This is a genomic window from Nocardioides panacihumi (assembly GCF_039530925.1).
Taxonomy (GTDB): Bacteria; Actinomycetota; Actinomycetes; order Propionibacteriales; family Nocardioidaceae; genus Nocardioides; species Nocardioides panacihumi.
In genome coordinates this window covers 103341-119794 of the sequence record NZ_BAAAPB010000001.1, presented here as the reverse complement: position 1 = coordinate 119794, position 16454 = coordinate 103341, and the positions used below count along the sequence as shown (strand labels likewise).

Genomic DNA, 16454 nt, shown 5'->3' with positions numbered 1-16454 from the left:
CAGTGTGAACGGTGTCGGCGGTGCGCCGGTGTCAGCCTGCGCCGGCGGCCTCGCCGGCGTCGTTCGCGAGGGCCTCCTGGTCGACCTTGAGCTCCTTCTGGGCGACCTCCTCGGCGCGTTGCATCGCCTCACGCACCCGCGACTCCATGTCGGCGACGGCGACGACCACCAGGCCTGCCTGGCCGGCGTCGAGCTGCTCGCCGAGCTCCTTCAGGTCGCTTCGGCTCATGCCCGCGGCAGCATGACCGGCCACGGCACCCAGGACGGCCCCACCGGCGGCGGTGCCGACGAGCAGCCCGCCACCGAGGGCGGCGAACGGGAAGAGCGCGACCACCAGGCCGGTGGCCAGGCCCACGCCGCCGCCCAGCACTCCGCCGGCCCGGGTCGGTGTCTCGTGCTTCCTGCCGAGCTTGACCTTGCCGTCCTCGCGCCGCTCGACGATCGCGGCGTCGTACGCGTCCACCAGCCCGGCCTTGCCGAAGAGGTCCTTGACGAGCTCGTAGTCGGCCTCTGCGGACTCCTTGTCCGGGTAGACCCCGGTGAACACGATGAAGGTGTCGAACGCCATGTGCTGCTCCTCGCTGGTCTGACCGACGCGCTGCCCGCGCCCAACGATCCGCACCGGCACCCGCGCGCGGCTTCCCCCGGGACGGGTGAAGCGCGAGGTCGGCCACGAGGACGGCCGGGGGCCGCCGCCCCCGTACGCTGCTGCCATGAAGATCGCCATCGTCGGCACGGGCTACGTCGGCCTCTCGAACGCTGTCATCCTCGCCCAGCACCACGAGGTCTGGGCGCTCGACCTCGACGCAGCGAAGGTCGACAAGGTCAACAGCCGGGTCTCCCCGATCGAGGACACGGAGATCGAGGACTACCTCGCCCACCGGCCGCTGAACCTCACCGCGACGCTCGACAAGCAGGCGGCGTACGACGGCGCCTCGTTCGTCGTGATCGCGACCCCGACCGACTACGACGAGCGCACCAACTACTTCAACACCCGCTCCGTCGAGAGCGTCATCGCCGACGTCCTGGCGATCAACCCGACCGCCGTCATGGTCATCAAGTCGACCGTCCCGGTGGGCTTCACCCAGCGGATGCGGGAGGAGCACCCGGACGCCTCGATCATGTTCAGCCCGGAGTTCCTCCGCGAGGGCCGGGCGCTGTACGACAACCTGCACCCGTCCCGCATCATCGTCGGCGACCGCACCGAGCGTGGGAAGGCCTTCGCCGAGCTGCTCCTCGAGGGCGCGATCGACAAGGACGCGCCGGTCCTGTTCACCGACTCGACCGAGGCGGAGGCGATCAAGCTGTTCGCCAACACCTACCTCGCCCTGCGCGTCGCCTACTTCAACGAGCTCGACACCTACGCCGTGATGCACGGCCTCGACAGCGCCCAGATCATCGAGGGGGTCGGCCTCGACCCGCGCATCGGCTCGCACTACAACAATCCGTCGTTCGGGTACGGCGGCTACTGCCTGCCCAAGGACACCAAGCAGCTGCAGGCCAACTACCGCGAGGTGCCGCAGAACCTGATCAGCGCCATCGTCGACGCGAACACCACCCGCAAGGACTTCATCGCGACCGACATCCTGCGCCGCGACCCGAAGGTGGTCGGCATCTACCGGCTGATCATGAAGGCCGGCTCCGACAACTTCCGGATGTCCTCGATCCAGGGCGTCATGAAGCGGATCAAGGCCAAGGGCGTGGAGGTCGTCGTCTACGAGCCGTCCCTGACGGAGGACACGTTCTTCCACTCCCGTGTCGTCCGCGACCTCGAGGAGTTCAAGGCCGTGTCCGACGTGATCGTCGCCAACCGGCGCACCGACACCCTCGACGACGTCGCGGCGAAGGTCTACACACGCGACATCTACGGCCGCGACTGAGGCCGTCGGTCGAGGAGGGGGCGTTCGCTGGTCGAGCAGCGAGCGCCAGCGAGCGTGTCGAGACCCCGCGGGTAGGGTGCCGCCCGTGACTGACGCTCCCACCGACGACCACGGTTTCGCGGCCTGGCTGGCCGAGCAGGCCGGAGCGCGCCTCCTCGAGGTGCGTGCGACCTCTGGCCTCGAGGGCGAGGAGCTGAAGGACGCCGGTGACGCCGCCGCGCAGGCCCTGCTCGCCGAGCTGCTCGCCCTCCATCGCCCGCACGACGCCGTCCTCTCCGAGGAGGCCGTCGAGACCCACGGCGACTCCGGTCGGCTGAACGCCGAGCGCGTCTGGATCATCGACCCGCTCGACGGCACCCGTGAGTTCTCCGAGCCGCCTCGGGACGACTGGGCGGTGCACGTCGCGCTCTGGTCGGGAGGCGCGCTGACCGTTGGCGCCGTGGCGCAGCCCGCGCTGGGGGAGACGTTCCACACCGGCGTACCGCCCGTGGTGCCGCCGTCCTCCTCCGAGCGTCCGCGGATCGCCGTGTCCCGCTCCCGGCCGCCGGCCTTCGTCTCCGCACTGGCGGAGGAGCTCGGTGCCGAGCTGGTCCCGATGGGCTCGGCCGGCGTGAAGATGATGAGCGTCGTGCGCGACGTCGCCGACGCCTACGTGCACGCCGGCGGGCAGTATGAGTGGGACTCCGCGGCTCCGGTCGCCGTGGCCGCCGCGGCCGGTCTCCACACCTCCCGGGTCGACGGCTCGCCGCTGGTCTACAACCGGCCCGACCCCTACCTTCCCGACGTGGTCGTCTGCCGCCCCGCCCTGGCCGACCCGATCCTCGACTTCATCCGGCGGCACGGGACGGACTGACCCTCACCGGCCCCCGGGCCCTCGGCCCCGGGTGGCGCCGGTCAGCTGGCCTGGCTCTCCCTGAGCCGATGCCGGGGCTGGGTGGTCGGCATCCGGTGGGCGGCGTTCGAGCAGCCGCACCGGGTGGCGTCCGCGCGCGTGCCGGAGACGACGGCGCGGCAGGAGTGCTGCGGGTGGCCGACCGGCGCCATCAGTGGCCGGTAGACCAGGTGTCCGCAGTCGGGGCACGGGATCGGCTCGACGGCGTTGGTCTGCATGCGTCGATCCTGGCGGCCGCGCCCACGTGCTCGGTGAAGATCGCGCAGTCCCATCCCCTATCTGGGGTATGGAACCCCCCGAGTGGGGCATCACCGGTCTAGGCCGGTCACTGCCGGTCGGACTCACGCACCTGCCACGCACCGGAGTTGCGGTCGAAGGCCGGCACGCCGGCGGTCTGGCGGATCAGGCCCCACAGCAACGGGCCCAGCAGGAGGAGCCCGGCGCCGATGATGCCGACCCAGTTCGGGGGGACGCCGAGCATCTTCAGCCCGGTCAGCGTCAGCACGATGACGATGCCGCGGCGGATCACCGACTGCCCCACCCACGCCGCGGCCCGCGCGCCCAGGAACGTGCCCGGCGTGCCGCCGATGATGAGCGGCACGAGCACGCCGACGTCGACGCCGGTGTTGGCGACGTGGCCGATCGCGGCCGCGAGCACCAGCGGGACCGCCTGGACCAGGTCCGTCCCGACGAGCTTGACCGCCGACAGTGTCGGGTAGAGCAGCAGCAGCGCCACCATGATCAGTGAGCCGGAGCCGACCGACGTGATGCCGACCAGCAGACCGCCGACGGCGCCGACGAGCATGGTGGGCAGGGGCCGTACGTCGATGTGCGTCGTCGTCTGGCGCCCGCTCGCGATGATCCGCAGCTGCAGATACATCCGCAGCGTGTACGACGCCGCTGCGAGGAGGAGGGCGACACCGATCGCGTACGTCAGGAACGTCTCCGCGTCGGCGCCGCCGATGTGCTTCACGATGAATCCGCCGGCGAAGGCGAACGGGACCGAGCCGATGATGAGGTAGAGCGCGAGTCGCAGGTTCGGGGAGCCCTGCCGCCAGTGCACGGCCGCGCCGACGGACTTGTTCACCGACGCCGCGACCAGGTCGTTCGCGACCGCTGCGGTGGGGTTGATCCCCAGGAAGATGAGCGCCGGCGTCATGAGGGCCCCGCCGCCCATGCCGGTGAGCCCGACGACGATGCCGACGCCGAAGCTGACGATGAGCACGGAGAGGGCGTCGGTCGTGAAGAGCTCGTGCACGGTGCGCCATCCTGCCAGACGGCCCGAGAAGGTTTAGTTCGTCCCGAATGAGGAAAATGGACTAGACCAGGGGCGAATTTCCTCGGATCGCCCGTCGACCGGCCGAAGGGGACGTCATGGGAGTGGTGACCACCATCGCGATCGTGCTCGTCGCGTGGTGCGCGTGCGCCCTCGTGGTCGGCGTCGTCGTCGGTCGCGCGATCTCCCTGAAGCCGCGCGGCGGGGTCCCGACCCCCGAGCCGCACCGAGGCCCGGCCCGCATGGCGCCGCTCTCGGTCTCCTACCGCGAGCGTCTCTAGGCCCGCTGGTCCCGCGCGAGAGCGGGGAGCACGACGGCCAGCAGCCGCTCGATCCGGGCCGCCGCCTCCGAGGCCGCTTCCGGTCCACGACGGTAGGGGTCGCTCACGTCGAGCGCAGGGTCGGCGCTCCCTCGCGACTGCGACAGCCGCGCCAGCAGCTCCTCGCGGGGCAGCCCGGGCTCCAGCCGTCCGATCGCCGCTGCGGCCTGCCCGAGGGTGAAGACCTTGCGGAACAGCCCCGGCTGCTCGTCGAGGATGAACGCTCGGTGGCTCGCCTCCGCGGTCAGCACCAGGTCGGCGCCCTCGAGCAGCTCGCGGGTCAGCGGCCTGCTCCGGAACGCCGCCGCCCCACCGTTCAGTCGTGACGCCATCTCCACGTCCATCTCGGCCGCGTCGAAGCCGCGCGTGCCGGCGCTCGAGAAGACGATGTCGCTCTCGTCGGGCACGATCCGCCGCGCGGTCAGCTCCATGTACGGCGACCGGCAGATGTTGGCCGTGCACACGAAGAGGACCCGCAGCGGCCGCGTCGCGGGCCCGGTGGTGGACGCGGTGCCCAGGTCGAGGAGTCCCTGCGCGCGCAGCCCGGCGAGCACGTCGCCGAGGGCGTCCTCGACGGTCCGCCCGGTCGTGTCGACGACGACGTCGGCGTCGCGCGGCGCCTCGTACGGCGAGGAGATGCCCGTGAACTCGGGGATCTCCCCGGCCCGGGCCTTGGCGTACATGCCCTTCCGGTCGCGGCGCTCGCACTCCTCGAGCGGTGTCGCCACGTGCACGAGGAAGAACGCACCGCCGGCGTCGGCGACGTAGCCCCGCACGTCCTGCCGGGTCGCGTCGAACGGTGCGATCGGGCTGCAGACGGCCACCCCGCCGTGGCGGGCGATCTCGGCGGCGACCCAGCCGATCCGGCGGATGTTGGTCTCGCGGTCCTCCTTCGAGAAGGACAGGCCGGCCGAGAGGTTGCGGCGCACCACGTCGCCGTCCAGGGAGGTCACGGTCCGCTCGCCCTGCTCGAGGACGAGGTCGACGAGCGCGCGGGCGAGCGTGGACTTCCCGCTGCCGGACAGGCCGGTGAAGAAGACGACCAGGCCGCGCTCCGACGGCGCGGGCTCGTCGAGCACGACCGGCGGGGCGACCGCCGGGTCGCCGTACGCCGCGAGGACCCGGGGCAACCGCGGGTCGCTCGCCGCGACCGGGATCGCGACGACGTCGCCGTGCTCGGCAAGGGCGGCACGCAGCACCGCCGGCCGGTCGGCGATGCCGCCGACCAGCACCGCGGTGAACCCGCCCGGGTGGCGCTCGAGGGCCTCGTCGGGCGTCAGGTAGAGCCGCCGGAACGGCCCGTGCGCCGGCCGGGCCAGCGCCGTCACCTCGCGTGACGGCCAGGTCGCCTCGGCCAGCGGGAGCCCTTCGGGGTCGACGAGCGCGACCGCGCCGGCCTCGCTCGCGAGGGCGGCGACGTCGGCCGGCAGGTCCAGCTCCAGCGGTCCGCCGAGCGCTCCGGAGACGATCAGCTCGAGGTCGTCGAGCTCGTGCGGGGTCGGGTGGAACTGCGGCGCTGGCACGCCTGTCATCCTTCCATCCCTGCATCGCTACCCTTGCGCCCATGTCCGTCCCCGTTGCCGAGATCGTCCGTTCGGGGTTCGTGGAGGGGCATCACCACGGCTCGGTCGTCGCGCTCGGTGCGGACGGCGCGGTCGCGTGGTCGGTCGGCGACGTGACGTCGCAGATCCTGCCGCGCTCGACGAACAAGCCCCTGCAGGCCGTCGGCATGGTGGGCCTCGGGCTGGACCTGCCGCCCCGCCTGCTCGCGCTGGCCGCGGCGTCGCACTCGGGTGAGGAGATCCACCTGGCCGGCGTACGCGAGATCCTCGGGTCCGCCGGCCTGACCGAGCAGGCGCTCGGCAACATCCCCGACCTGCCGTTGGACCCCGTGGTGCGCGACCGGTGGCTGCGCGAGGGCCGCGAGCCGAGCAAGCTCGTCCAGAACTGCTCCGGCAAGCACGCCGCCATGCTCGCCACCTGCGTCGTGCACGACTGGCAGCTCTCCGGCTACTTCGAGCCCGACCATCCGCTCCAGCTGCACCTCCAGCGCCGCTTCGAGCAGCTCACCGGCGAGCCGGCGGTCGTCGCCGTCGACGGTTGCGGCGCGCCACTCCTCTCGGCGTCGTTGACGGGCCTCGCCCGCGCGTTCCGCACGCTCGCGCTGGCGACCGAGGGCCCCGAGCGTCGCGTGGCCGACGCGATCCGAGACTTCCCCGAGTACGTGTCGGGCACGGGCCGCGACGAGGTCCGCCTGCTGCGCGCCCTGCCGGGCGCGATCGGCAAGCTCGGCGCCGAGGCGGTCTACGCGGTCGCGCTGCCGGACGGTCGCGCGGTCGCGCTCAAGATCGAGGACGGCGGCGACCGCGCCCGTCCCGTCGTCATGGCCGAGGCTCTGCGCCGCCTCGGTGTGGAGTCCGCCGAGGTCGACGCGGTCGGCACACACACGCTGTACGGCGGCGGGGTGCCCGTCGGGGAGATCCGAGCGACCCTCTGATGGGGCGGCGCTGATGGTCGAGCCGCTGCTGACCCACGACGTCTTCCCGGCGGTGTGGCCAGGTGTCGGCCTGGCGCTGCTGGTGCTCGCCTCGGCGATCGGGCCGCGCTTCGGGCGCCCCGGCGGGGTGGTGATCGCGCTGCTCTCGACGCTCTGGCTGCTCGGCAACAAGCCCCTGGAGGGTGGTGTGCTCGTGGTGCTCTGGCCGGGCACCGGGCTGACGGCCGCCGATCTCGCCGGCCTCGCCGGGCTGGCGGTCGCCGCTCGGTTGCTGGCGTGTGGACGACTGTGACCGGTGCACCACCGCCGAGCCGCTCCCGACTGTGACAGGTCCCACTCCCGTACTGCTTGCAACTGTTAGCATTTGCTAGCAAAATAGGAAGCATGGTGAGGAGCAAGGGCAAGGTCACGCAGAGAGCGCGTGCCCTGGGTGAGTACCTCAAGGAGCAGCGGGTCTCGGCCCAGCTGTCACTGCGCCAGCTCGCCGAGCAGGCGGGGGTCTCGAACCCCTACCTGAGCCAGATCGAGCGCGGGCTGCGCAAGCCGTCCGCCGAGGTGCTGCAGCAGATCGCCAAGGCGCTGCGGATCTCTGCCGAGCAGCTCTACGTCCGCGCGGGGATCCTCAACCCCGAGGACGGCGTCGGCGGGTCGGTCGAGCTGGCCGTGCTCGGCGACACCTCGCTCACCGAGCGTCAGAAGCAGTCGCTGCTCGATGTGTACGCCTCCTTCCTTGCTCTCAACTCACGCCAAGAAGACACGTCCGGATCACCGGACGAGTCCTGATGCCTCCCTCCCCTAAGGAGAAACTGATGCCCAAGTTCGAACTCCCCAAGCTCCCCAAGCTCCCCGCAGTCGAGGTCCCGAAGCCGGTCTACGCCGGTGCGGCTGTCGCCGGGATGGCCGTCGAGGCCGTCAAGGAGTACGTCGACACGCTCACCGCCCTCGCGCAGACCCGTCGCGCCGCCGTGACCGCCCGCGTCTACGGCTACCAGAAGCAGGTCGCTGGCTTCGAGCCCAAGTCCTTCGCCGACAGCGTCCAGGGCAAGGCCACTGCCCGCGTCGAGTCGCTCACCGCCGAGGCCAAGGCCCGTCGGGCCAAGGTCGAGGCCCGCGTCGGCGAGCTCCAGGTCGACGCCCTGGCACTGCCGGACAAGGTGACGTCCTTCTACAAGGAGACCGCCACCGAGGCCCTCGGGACCTACGAGGACCTGGCCAAGCGCGGCGAGGTGCTCGTCGCCCGGCTCCGCGGCGAGACGCCTGCTGCCCCGGCCGCCACGAAGGCGCCCGCCAAGAAGGCGCCGGCTGCGAAGAAGGCCACCGCCAAGAAGGCGACCGCCACGAAGGCGCCGGCTGCGAAGAAGGCCACCGCCAAGAAGGCCAGCGCCACGAAGGCGCCCGCGAAGAAGGCGCCGGCCAAGAAGGCGCCGGCCGAGAAGGCGCCGGCCGCCAAGCAGGCGCCTGCCGCGAAGACGGCGCCCGCCGCGAACACGGCGCCGGCCAGCACCACGACGCCGACGACCACGGCGCCCACCAGCAGCACGACGTCCGGCGACAACGCCTGACGGTCGATCCCGCTCCACCGAGGACCCGCCTCGTCCCCCCGGACGACGGCGGGTCCTCGCGCTTTCTCACGTAAGATCGTCGGCATGTCCCTGCTGAGCATCCCTTCCACCGTGATGCTCATCGTCGGCGTCGTGCTGCTGGCGGTGAAGCTGTTCGCCTTCGTCAGCGCGCTGACGTTCTCGGCGCAGCACTACGAGGCGGCGGGCAAGTGGACGAAGCCGGGCTGGACGATCCTGCTGGGCGTCGCGGTGATGGTGCAGGTGTTCCTGCCGGGCATCCTCTTCCTCAACCTGGCGATGACGATCGCGGCGTTCGTCTACCTCGCCGACGTGCGGCCCGCGTTGTCGGGCCTGCGCCGCCGCTGACTTCCCCTTGTCGTCCGTCGACCGCAGCCCTCGTCTAGGGTTTGCCGCGTGATCGGTGACAAGGACGCGCGCCCCTGGGGCACCTGGCAGGTGCTCGACGAGGGCGACGGCTTCAAGGTCAAGCGCATCACGGTGAACCCCGGCGCGCGACTGTCCTACCAGACCCACGAGCACCGCGCCGAGCACTGGGTCGTCGCCGCGGGCCGGGCCACCTGCGTCATCGACGGCCGCACGGTGGTCGCCGAGCTGGGTCAGTGCATCGACGTCGAGGTCGGAGTGCCGCACCGGATCGGCAACGCCGACGACACCGAGCTCGTCGTCATCGAGGTCATGCGTGGTCCCTATCTGGGCGAGGACGACATCGTCCGCCTCGACGACGACTTCGGGCGCGCCGACTCCTAGCCCGCGCTGCGGGTCCGGGTGTAGCGGCGGATCGCGGCGAACGCCGCCGGCAGGTCCCTGACCGCAGCCCGCAACCGCCACCACCGCGCGAGCCAGAGCGCCCTGCGCCCGGCCGGCAGCTGGGGGAATCGCTCGCGGAGTCGGTCCTCGCGACCGAGCAGCATCTCCGGCACGAGCGCCGGCCAGCGGACGACCGGGGCCGATCGCAGCCGCAGTAGCCAGGTCACGCCGGCGGTCGTGCCGCTCGTGCGGCGCAGCTCCCAGGCGGCGTACGCCTCGGAGTGGAGCGCGGGAGGATCAGCGGTCACCGCCCAGCCGAGCCGGTCGAAGAGGGGCGCGAGCGTGCGCAGGGCACCGGTCTCGCGAGCCAGTGCCTGGATGGGCTCGCGCATCTGCGGGCGCTCCTGGAGCCGGGCGACCAGGTGCTCGAACTCGTGGAAGTGCCGGCCGTGCTCGGGCTCGCGGAGCGCATGGAGCGCGGCGACGACGGCCGAGCCCACCGGTCCGGTGCAGGGCTGCGGGCTGTGGGCCAGCTCGATCGTCGAGCGCGTGCGCCAGAGGGCGTCGAAGACGACGTCGGGCTCCGCGAGGAAGCCCGGGAACCGGTCGTGGACGTCGAGCTCGCACGGCCAGAGCGGGTGCGTGAGCGTGACGGAGTGGTCGGCGTACCGGGGCTTCTGCTGCCACCCGAGCTCACCCAGACGGCTCAGCAGCGGCGCCAGTCCCGACGGCTCGACGAGCAGGTCCGCGTCGCTCGAGTGACGCGGGTTGCGCCAGCCGTGGTGCGCGCTGACCGGCCCCTTCATGGCGAGGGCGCGGACACCGCAGTCCCTGGCCAGCCGCGCGGTCAGGGCGTGGGCGAGCGCGATGCCCTCGGGTTGGCTGAGGGCTGTCGCACTCGGCCGGCCCGAGGGCGTCGTCATCTGCTCGTCAGAGCGAGAGGTTGACCGACGTCTGCGGTCCAGCCGTCGCGGTGGTGTTGTCGAACGCGTTCAGGCCGGTGGCCGCGACATTGAACAGGTACGCCTTCGCGGCCTTGTCCATCTTGCCGAGGTCGACCGTCACGGTCACCTGCTGCGGCGCGCCGACCATGACGTTCGTGAGGACGACGGAGGGGTTGGACATCGTGCCCGCCGACGTCGTCTTGACCGCGCCGAACCCGGCGCCGCTGAAGGTCAACGTCACCGTGCTCGCGGTGCTGTTGCCGTTGGCGGTCTTGATGCCGTTGTTGGACACCGTCAGGTTGATCGTGCCGACCTTGCCGCTCTTGCTGCTGCTGTTGACCGTCAGGTTGATCGTCGCGTGGTTCGACGCGCTGGCGAACGCCGGCACCGACGTCGCGATCTGTACGGCCGGCACCACCCAGGCGGCGTTCGCGGCGGTGCGCAGCACGGCGCGACGGCTCGGCGCTCGGCGCGGCGAAGTGGTGTCGAGGTCGTTCGTCATCTGGTGTCCCCTTGAGGCGGACAGCCCGAGTGCCCTGATCCTGCACAGGCCCCACGCCCGTGCTTCTCTGCGAGCCTAGGAAGGCGCATCCCCCACCTGAGGGAAAAGGGGGGAGCTGTTCCCGAACGTTTCCCGAGTAACAGCGGCGTCAGCCGCGTCGCAGCTCCACCAGCCCGACGTCGGAGAGGTCACTGACCAGCGAGAAGACCGCCTGGGCGCCCTCGTCCGGCAGGCCGAACCGTGCCTCGACGGCGTCCGTGAGCGACGCGAGGCTGGTCCAGACCTCCGACCCCAGGTGGTCTAGCGCACCGGAGGCGACCTCGCTGAGCACGAGCACGTCCTGGCCGCGCAGCACGACGAGCTCACCGTCGACGAGCAGCTCGTCGTCGACCGGCACCCGGCGTACCTCGACCGTGCCCGGCTCGACCGTGCCCGGCTCCATGACGCCCGGCTCCATCACGCCCGCTCCATCAGCTCGGCGACCAGCGGCTCGAGCTCGGCGGCCTCCCGGTAGCGGGCCAGCCGCACGCCGCCGGCCCGCTCGATGAGCGAGGCCATGAACGACAGGGGCCGCTCCATCCGGGCGACGTACGACGTCTGCTCGCCGAGCCTCGCGAGCGCGACCGCCGTGCGGACCGGCGTCGTCGCCACCGGGCTCGCCCCGTCGCGCTCGATGATGGCGATGCCGGCGAGCCAGGGCGCGGCCTCGGGCCGGACCAGTCCGGCGTCGGCGGGGGAGACCTGGGCCTTGACCGTGGTCGTCGGGCGCACGATCGACAGGGGCTTGGGGTGCGGGACGACGCGGCCGTCGGCAGCGATGCCGGCCGTCTCGTCGGTGACGTAGCCCCAGCGGCGGGCCAGGGTGCGTGCAGCGGTCGACTTGCCGGTGCCCGAGGGAGCCACCAGCACCACGGTCGCACCGCTCGCCGGGTCGGCCAGCGCGGCGGCGTGGAGCATCCACAGTCGGCCCGCCTGGCGCTCGATCACCCCGAGCGTGAGCGCGCTCGACAGGTGGTGGAGGGTCGTCTCGACGTCGTCGAGCAGCGGGACGTCGAGGTCCACCGGGTCGCCGGCCGAGGCGTCGACCGGGGGCTCGGTGAGCGCGTCGGTGAGCGCGTCGATGAGCGTCCAGGCCCAGGCTCGGCGTACGGCTTGCGCGAGCTCGTCGGCCTGCGCCGCCGTCGGTGCGGACAGGCGCAGCTGCACCGGGACACCGAGGGTCGTCAGGACGACCGCACGACGTACCCAATCTGTCGGACTCGCGGACGGGGGCATGCCCGGAGTGTAAGGATCACGGCGTTCGCAGCAGGCTGGAACTCGGGACGCGGCCGCTTCACACACGGAAGAGACCGTCATGGAACTCCAGGACTACTGGCGCGCCGTTCGCAACCACTGGGTGGGCGTGCTGGTCATCGTCCTCGTCACCCTGCTGGTGGCCGGCGCCTACACCGTCACCCGCCCGAAGGTGTACGGCGCGAACGCGTCCGGCTTCGTCGGCACCGGCGCCGCGGTCAACGGCGCGCTCGGCCAGCTCAACGACCAGCTCGCCAAGTCCCGCGCCACGTCGTACGTCGATGTCGCGAAGAGCCGCGCCACCGCGCAGGCCGTCATCGACGACCTCGGGCTCCACACGAGCCCGTCCGCGCTCGTGGGCTCGGTCGACGTGAGCCAGCCGACCGACACCGTCCTGGTCAAGATCACCGCCCGGGCGGGCAGCCCGCGCGAGGCCCAGCAGCTGGCCGACGCGTGGGTGGCCGCGCTCGCCGAGCGGGTGCAGGCGATCGAGTCCCCCAAGAGCGCCCCGGCCGACGGGACTCCGCGCATCGTGCCGGTCGAGGCCGCCGCACTCCCCTCCTCGCCGGTGTCGCCGCGACCGGAGCGCAACGGCGCCCTGGCGCTGGTGCTCGGCTGCCTGCTCGGTCTCGCGTACGCCGTGCTCCGCAGCAACCTCGACCGCCGTCTCCGCAGCGCCGAGGACGTGCGCAAGCGCCTCAACGTGCCGGTCGTCGCCTCCATCCCGGTCGCCGAGGTGCTGCGCCACGAGGTCGGGGAGCTCGCGCCGATCGCCGTCAACGAGGCGCCGGGCGCCGGGGCCGGGTTCGCTGCCGCCGAGGCGTTCCGCAAACTGCGCACCAACCTCATGTTCATGGACGTGGACAACCCGCCGCGCGCCCTGGTCATCACCAGTCCCCGTCCGGCGGACGGCAAGTCGACGGTGGCCGCCAACATCGCGGCCGCGATCGCCTCGAGCGGCCAGCAGGTCATCCTCATCGACGCCGACCTGCGTCGCCCGACGGTCGCGGAGTCGTTCGGCGTCGACGGGTCCGTCGGTCTCACCAACGTGCTCTCCGGCCAGGTGACCGCCGACGACGTGCTCCAGACGCCGGACGGCTACACCTCGATGCGTGTCATGGCGGCCGGCATCACGCCGCCGAACCCGAGCGAGCTGCTCGGCTCGCAGGCGATGCGTGCTCTCATCGAGACGCTCGGACGCGACGCCATCGTCATCCTCGACGCGCCGCCCATGCTGCCGGTGACCGACGCGGCGCTGCTCAGCACGTCGGCCGACGGCGTCCTCCTCGTCATCGCGTCGGGTCGCACGCTCGACACCGAGGTCGCGACCTGCCTCGACTCCCTGCGCGCCGTCAACGGCCGAGTGCTCGGCATCGTGCTCAACCGCGTGCAGCCGCGGCACACGCCGGGCGGCTACTACGGCTACTACGGCTACGACGGGTCCGAGCGATCCGCCCGGTCCGACCGGTCCGCGGCGCAGTCGCGGCCGACCAAGCAGCGTGCCTGACGCACCCCTGCGGCACCGGGCGGAGCTGGCCTTCACGGAGTCCGCCGACCGGGTCGCCGTACTCGACCTCGACCGACCCGGTGAGCCCGCGATCGTGCTGACCGGCCCCGGCAGCGCCATCTGGGCGGCCGTCGACGGCCGGCGCGGCATCGCGGAGATCGTCGCCGTCGTCGCGTCGTCGTACGACGTGGCGGAGTCGGACGTGGACGCCGACGTGCGCGCGTTCCTGCAGGACCTGGTCGCGCGGGGGCTGCTCGTCGGCTGACCTGGTCGCACGGGTGCCCTGGTCGCCCTGGTCGCCAAACTGTCACCGTGACCCTTTGAGCGGTCGGTGATAGATGCGAAGTGTCACCGACCGCGCGAACTATCACGGTGACAGTTTGGCGACCAGGGCGAACCACCGGGCGTCCGGTGATCCGGTGCTCCTCAGCCGCCAGGACGTACGCCGGCCGCCGCGAGCACCTGGGCGAGCCGGTCCCGCGACATGGCGACGTCCCATCCCCAACGGGCGGCTCGTGGTCGATGGCGGCGGATGCGGTCCTCGCGGATCTTCTCGTCCCACAGGACCTCCTCGGGAGTGCGGCTGCCCGTCATCTCCTCCCGGAAGTACTTCCCTCTCCCGTCGAACTCGCCGAACACGCCGAGCTCCGGCCAGTCGAAGTCGACGACGTCCTCACCCGGCACGTCGATGCGGGGGAACCGGACCTGGAGCTCAGGGCGCGGGATGTGGAGCAGCGCCATCTGGCCGCGGCTCAGCGCCTCGCCCGCCGATCCGGAGCGCGGGTCGGCCAGCCGCAGATGGGCCTCTGCGCGCGAACGCCGCTTCATCCCCCGAGGGATGAGGTCGAGGAGCATGGCGATGACCGCGGACCCGGTCGGATCACCGACCGGGTCGGTGTTGAGCAGTCGGGCGAGGTGATCGAGCGGCAGGAGCACGTTCGGAAGGGGCAGCTCCGCCGCGATCTGGATCGCCGTCCATGCCTTGCTGGTGATGGTCAGCCCACTCGGCAGCTCGACGACGTGCTCGTCGGGGAGCGACGTCCTGTGGATCTGCGTGCCGGCGGTCGTCTTCCTTGCCTTCCCTGGCTGCGTCGCGTGCACGAGCCGGGTGTCGGACCGCAGCAGAGGGCAGCCCCAGAGGTGGGCTGCCGACGCATGTGAGAACACGAGGGTGCCGCGGCGTGCGTCGGCGGTGGCGCGGAGGCGCAGCTCGTACTGCTGAGACCCGGTGAGGCCGTCCCCGACCGCACGGTAGTAGCCGCGCCGGACGCGTTCGAGGGTCGGATCGAGGTGCGGCGGCTCGGCGCCGTCTCGCCGACGGGCGCGGGCACTCACGAGCTGGTCGGCAAGGTCGAAGTCCAGGTCCAGGTCGGTCATGCACGGCAGCATGCTCACGGCGTACGCCGTCCACACCTGCCACGTGCCGCCCTGTGGAGGACGCGAACTGTCACCGTGACAGTTCGCGCGACCGGTGACAGTTACGAACTATCACCGACCGCCGGAACTATCACGGTGACACTTTGGCGGACTGTTGGGCGGGACACCTTGGCGGGACACCGTGGCGGACTGTCTGGCGGCCCGTTGGTCGCCAGGCGCGTGTCAGCCCAGGTAACGGCGCAGCGCGTCCAGCTGCGCCTCGGCCGTGAAGCCGGTCGCCGTGAGCTTGTCCAGCGACAGCACCGAGCCCAGCGGGCGGGGACTGATCGGCTTCCCGGCGGCGACGGCCGAGGCGAAGTACGCCTCCGTCGTCGTCGGCGACACGTCGGCCGCCGACCGGCCCACGAGCTCGAAGACGGCGGCGGCGATCTGCTGCCACGACGTCGGCTCGCCGCCGTTGGTCACGTTGTAGGTGCCGTACGGCGCCCCGCTGTCGACCAGGTGGACGATCGCCGCGGCGAGCGTGTCGGTGAACGTGAGCCGGCCGATCTGGTCGGCGACCACGGACGGCGAGATGCCGTCGGCGGCGAGCCGGGCCATGGTGCGGACGAAGTTGTTGCCCTCGCCGATCACCCAGGACGTCCGGACCACGTAGTGCCGCGGCGTCGCGGCCACGGCGATGTCTCCGGCGGCCTTCGACTGGCCGTAGGCCCCGAGCGGTGAGAGCGGCTCGTCCTCGGTGTGGCTCTGCTCGATCCCACGGCCGGCCGTGCCGTCGAAGACGTAGTCCGTCGAGACCTGCACCAGGGTCAGCCGGTGCTCGCTGGCCGCGCGGGCGAGCAGCGCCGGGGCGAGCGCGTTGGCGGCCCAGGCGGCGCGGCGGCCCTCGGGGGTCTCGGCGAGGTCGACCGCGGTGTAGCCGGCCGCGTTGAGCACGACGGCGTACTCGTTCCACGGCCAGGCGGCCACCGCGGCGGGGTCGGTGATGTCGAGCTCCGCCCGCGTGACCACGTCGGCCGACGGGAGGGCGGCCGCGAGGGCCTTCCCGAGCTGGCCGTTGCCGCCCAGGATCAGCGTCCTGCGGGGCTTCATCGGGGTCACCTCCGCGAGCGGGGGGTTGCGCTGGTCCTTCTCCGAGATCTCGGCCTCGTCGGAGGAGAGCGGGATCGGCCACGGGATCGCCGCATCGGCGTCGCCCAGGTGGAGTGCCGGGTAGGCGGGCCCGGGCTGCCAGTGGTCGTTGACCAGGTAGGAGTAGACGGTGCCGTCCTCCAGCGCCTGGTAGGAGTTGCCGACCCCCCGCGGCACGAACACGGCCACGTCGGGGCCGATCTCGGTCCAGTACGTCGTGCCGAACGAGTCGCCCTCGCGCATGTCCACCCAGGCGGCGAAGACCCGCCCGATCGCCACCGAGACGAACTTGTCCCACGGCTCGGTGTGGATGCCGCGGGTCGCGCCACGGACGGCGTTGAACGACATGTTGTTCTGCACCGGCCCGAAGTCCGGCAGGCCGAGCGCGGTCATCTTGGCGCGCTGCCAGTTCTCCTTGAACCAGCCGCGCGCGTCGCCGTGCACCGGCAGCCGGACGACCAGGAGGCCCGGGATCGAGGTCGACTCGACGGAGAGGTCGGTCACG

21 protein-coding genes are annotated in these 16454 nt (G+C 72.0%); 11 read left to right on the top strand and 10 right to left on the bottom strand.

What is annotated here, in order from left to right; genetic code table 11:
* Window positions 1-31: 31 nt before the first annotated feature.
* A complete protein-coding gene (locus ABD205_RS00615) occupies window positions 32-568 on the bottom strand; it encodes a DUF1269 domain-containing protein (protein ID WP_344041332.1) in 537 nt (178 codons plus the stop codon).
* Window positions 569-713: 145 nt separating this feature from the next.
* Between ABD205_RS00615 and ABD205_RS00610 the strand changes: the two genes are divergently transcribed.
* Complete coding sequence (locus ABD205_RS00610; RefSeq protein WP_344041330.1) at window positions 714-1880, top strand: nucleotide sugar dehydrogenase; 1167 nt, start codon at window positions 714-716, stop codon at window positions 1878-1880.
* Window positions 1881-1965: 85 nt separating this feature from the next.
* Window positions 1966-2733 carry a 3'(2'),5'-bisphosphate nucleotidase CysQ gene (locus ABD205_RS00605; RefSeq protein ID WP_344041328.1) on the top strand — a complete coding sequence of 256 codons (768 nt, stop codon included), beginning with the start codon at window positions 1966-1968 and terminating at the stop codon, window positions 2731-2733.
* A gap of 41 nt (window positions 2734-2774) precedes the next feature.
* On the opposite strand, the gene ABD205_RS00600 is transcribed toward ABD205_RS00605, so the two are convergent.
* Together ABD205_RS00600 and ABD205_RS00595 are read right to left on the bottom strand one after the other, a co-directional pair.
* Complete coding sequence (locus ABD205_RS00600; protein WP_344041326.1) at window positions 2775-2990, bottom strand: hypothetical protein; 216 nt, start codon at window positions 2988-2990, stop codon at window positions 2775-2777.
* 107 nt (window positions 2991-3097) lie between these two features.
* Window positions 3098-4030 carry a sulfite exporter TauE/SafE family protein gene (locus ABD205_RS00595; protein ID WP_344041324.1) on the bottom strand — a complete coding sequence of 311 codons (933 nt, stop codon included), beginning with the start codon at window positions 4028-4030 and terminating at the stop codon, window positions 3098-3100.
* A gap of 116 nt (window positions 4031-4146) precedes the next feature.
* On the opposite strand from ABD205_RS00595, the gene ABD205_RS00590 reads away from it, so the two are divergent.
* Entirely contained in the window at window positions 4147-4329 is a 183-nt protein-coding gene (locus ABD205_RS00590) for a hypothetical protein (protein ID WP_344041322.1), read from the top strand.
* Here ABD205_RS00590 and cysC read toward each other — a convergent pair.
* Window positions 4326-5891, bottom strand: coding sequence for an adenylyl-sulfate kinase (gene cysC / locus ABD205_RS00585; protein ID WP_344041320.1), 1566 nt, complete (start codon window positions 5889-5891; stop codon window positions 4326-4328). The genes ABD205_RS00590 and cysC overlap by 4 nt on opposite strands.
* A gap of 41 nt (window positions 5892-5932) precedes the next feature.
* Between cysC and ABD205_RS00580 the strand changes: the two genes are divergently transcribed.
* From ABD205_RS00580 to ABD205_RS00555, 6 genes are all read left to right on the top strand, one after another.
* The gene (locus ABD205_RS00580) at window positions 5933-6865 is read left to right on the top strand and encodes an asparaginase (RefSeq protein ID WP_344041318.1); all 933 of its coding nucleotides are present in this window, start codon (window positions 5933-5935) and stop codon (window positions 6863-6865) included.
* A gap of 13 nt (window positions 6866-6878) precedes the next feature.
* Window positions 6879-7157 (top strand): hypothetical protein, encoded by a 279-nt coding sequence (locus ABD205_RS00575; protein ID WP_344041316.1) that lies wholly within the window; start codon window positions 6879-6881, stop codon window positions 7155-7157.
* Window positions 7158-7249: 92 nt separating this feature from the next.
* Window positions 7250-7648 (top strand): helix-turn-helix domain-containing protein, encoded by a 399-nt coding sequence (locus ABD205_RS00570; protein ID WP_344041314.1) that lies wholly within the window; start codon window positions 7250-7252, stop codon window positions 7646-7648.
* A gap of 26 nt (window positions 7649-7674) precedes the next feature.
* Complete coding sequence (locus ABD205_RS00565) at window positions 7675-8427, top strand: hypothetical protein (protein WP_344041312.1); 753 nt, start codon at window positions 7675-7677, stop codon at window positions 8425-8427.
* Between the two features lie 84 nt (window positions 8428-8511).
* Window positions 8512-8793: a DUF2516 family protein gene (locus ABD205_RS00560; protein WP_344041310.1), complete on the top strand. Its 282-nt coding sequence runs from the start codon at window positions 8512-8514 to the stop codon at window positions 8791-8793.
* A gap of 48 nt (window positions 8794-8841) precedes the next feature.
* Entirely contained in the window at window positions 8842-9195 is a 354-nt protein-coding gene (locus ABD205_RS00555) for a phosphomannose isomerase type II C-terminal cupin domain (protein ID WP_344041308.1), read from the top strand.
* Here the strand turns inward: ABD205_RS00555 and ABD205_RS00550 are convergent.
* The 4 genes from ABD205_RS00550 to ABD205_RS00535 form a co-directional block, all read right to left on the bottom strand.
* Window positions 9192-10118 (bottom strand): nucleotidyltransferase family protein, encoded by a 927-nt coding sequence (locus ABD205_RS00550; RefSeq protein ID WP_344041306.1) that lies wholly within the window; start codon window positions 10116-10118, stop codon window positions 9192-9194. The two genes, ABD205_RS00555 and ABD205_RS00550, sit on opposite strands and share 4 nt — an antisense overlap.
* Window positions 10119-10125: 7 nt before the next feature.
* Window positions 10126-10641, bottom strand: a complete 516-nt coding sequence (locus ABD205_RS00545) for a hypothetical protein (protein WP_344041304.1) — start codon at window positions 10639-10641, stop codon at window positions 10126-10128.
* Between the two features lie 148 nt (window positions 10642-10789).
* On the bottom strand, window positions 10790-11098 hold the full coding sequence (locus ABD205_RS00540) for a hypothetical protein (RefSeq protein ID WP_344041302.1): 309 nt from the start codon (window positions 11096-11098) through the stop codon (window positions 10790-10792).
* Window positions 11098-11916 (bottom strand): P-loop NTPase and SpoVK domain-containing protein, encoded by an 819-nt coding sequence (locus ABD205_RS00535; protein WP_344041300.1) that lies wholly within the window; start codon window positions 11914-11916, stop codon window positions 11098-11100. The genes ABD205_RS00540 and ABD205_RS00535 overlap by 1 nt, the downstream gene beginning before the upstream one ends.
* A gap of 79 nt (window positions 11917-11995) precedes the next feature.
* On the opposite strand from ABD205_RS00535, the gene ABD205_RS00530 reads away from it, so the two are divergent.
* Window positions 11996-13441, top strand: a complete 1446-nt coding sequence (locus tag ABD205_RS00530; RefSeq protein WP_344041298.1) for a tyrosine-protein kinase domain-containing protein — start codon at window positions 11996-11998, stop codon at window positions 13439-13441.
* A complete protein-coding gene (locus tag ABD205_RS00525; protein ID WP_344041296.1) occupies window positions 13434-13706 on the top strand; it encodes a PqqD family protein in 273 nt (90 codons plus the stop codon). Before ABD205_RS00530 ends, ABD205_RS00525 begins: the two co-directional genes overlap by 8 nt.
* A gap of 161 nt (window positions 13707-13867) precedes the next feature.
* Here the strand turns inward: ABD205_RS00525 and ABD205_RS00520 are convergent, their stop codons facing one another.
* A complete protein-coding gene (locus ABD205_RS00520) occupies window positions 13868-14818 on the bottom strand; it encodes a hypothetical protein (RefSeq protein ID WP_344041294.1) in 951 nt (316 codons plus the stop codon).
* Between the two features lie 222 nt (window positions 14819-15040).
* A complete protein-coding gene (locus ABD205_RS00515) occupies window positions 15041-16453 on the bottom strand; it encodes a sugar nucleotide-binding protein (protein ID WP_344041292.1) in 1413 nt (470 codons plus the stop codon).
* Window position 16454: the final 1 nt, after the last annotated feature.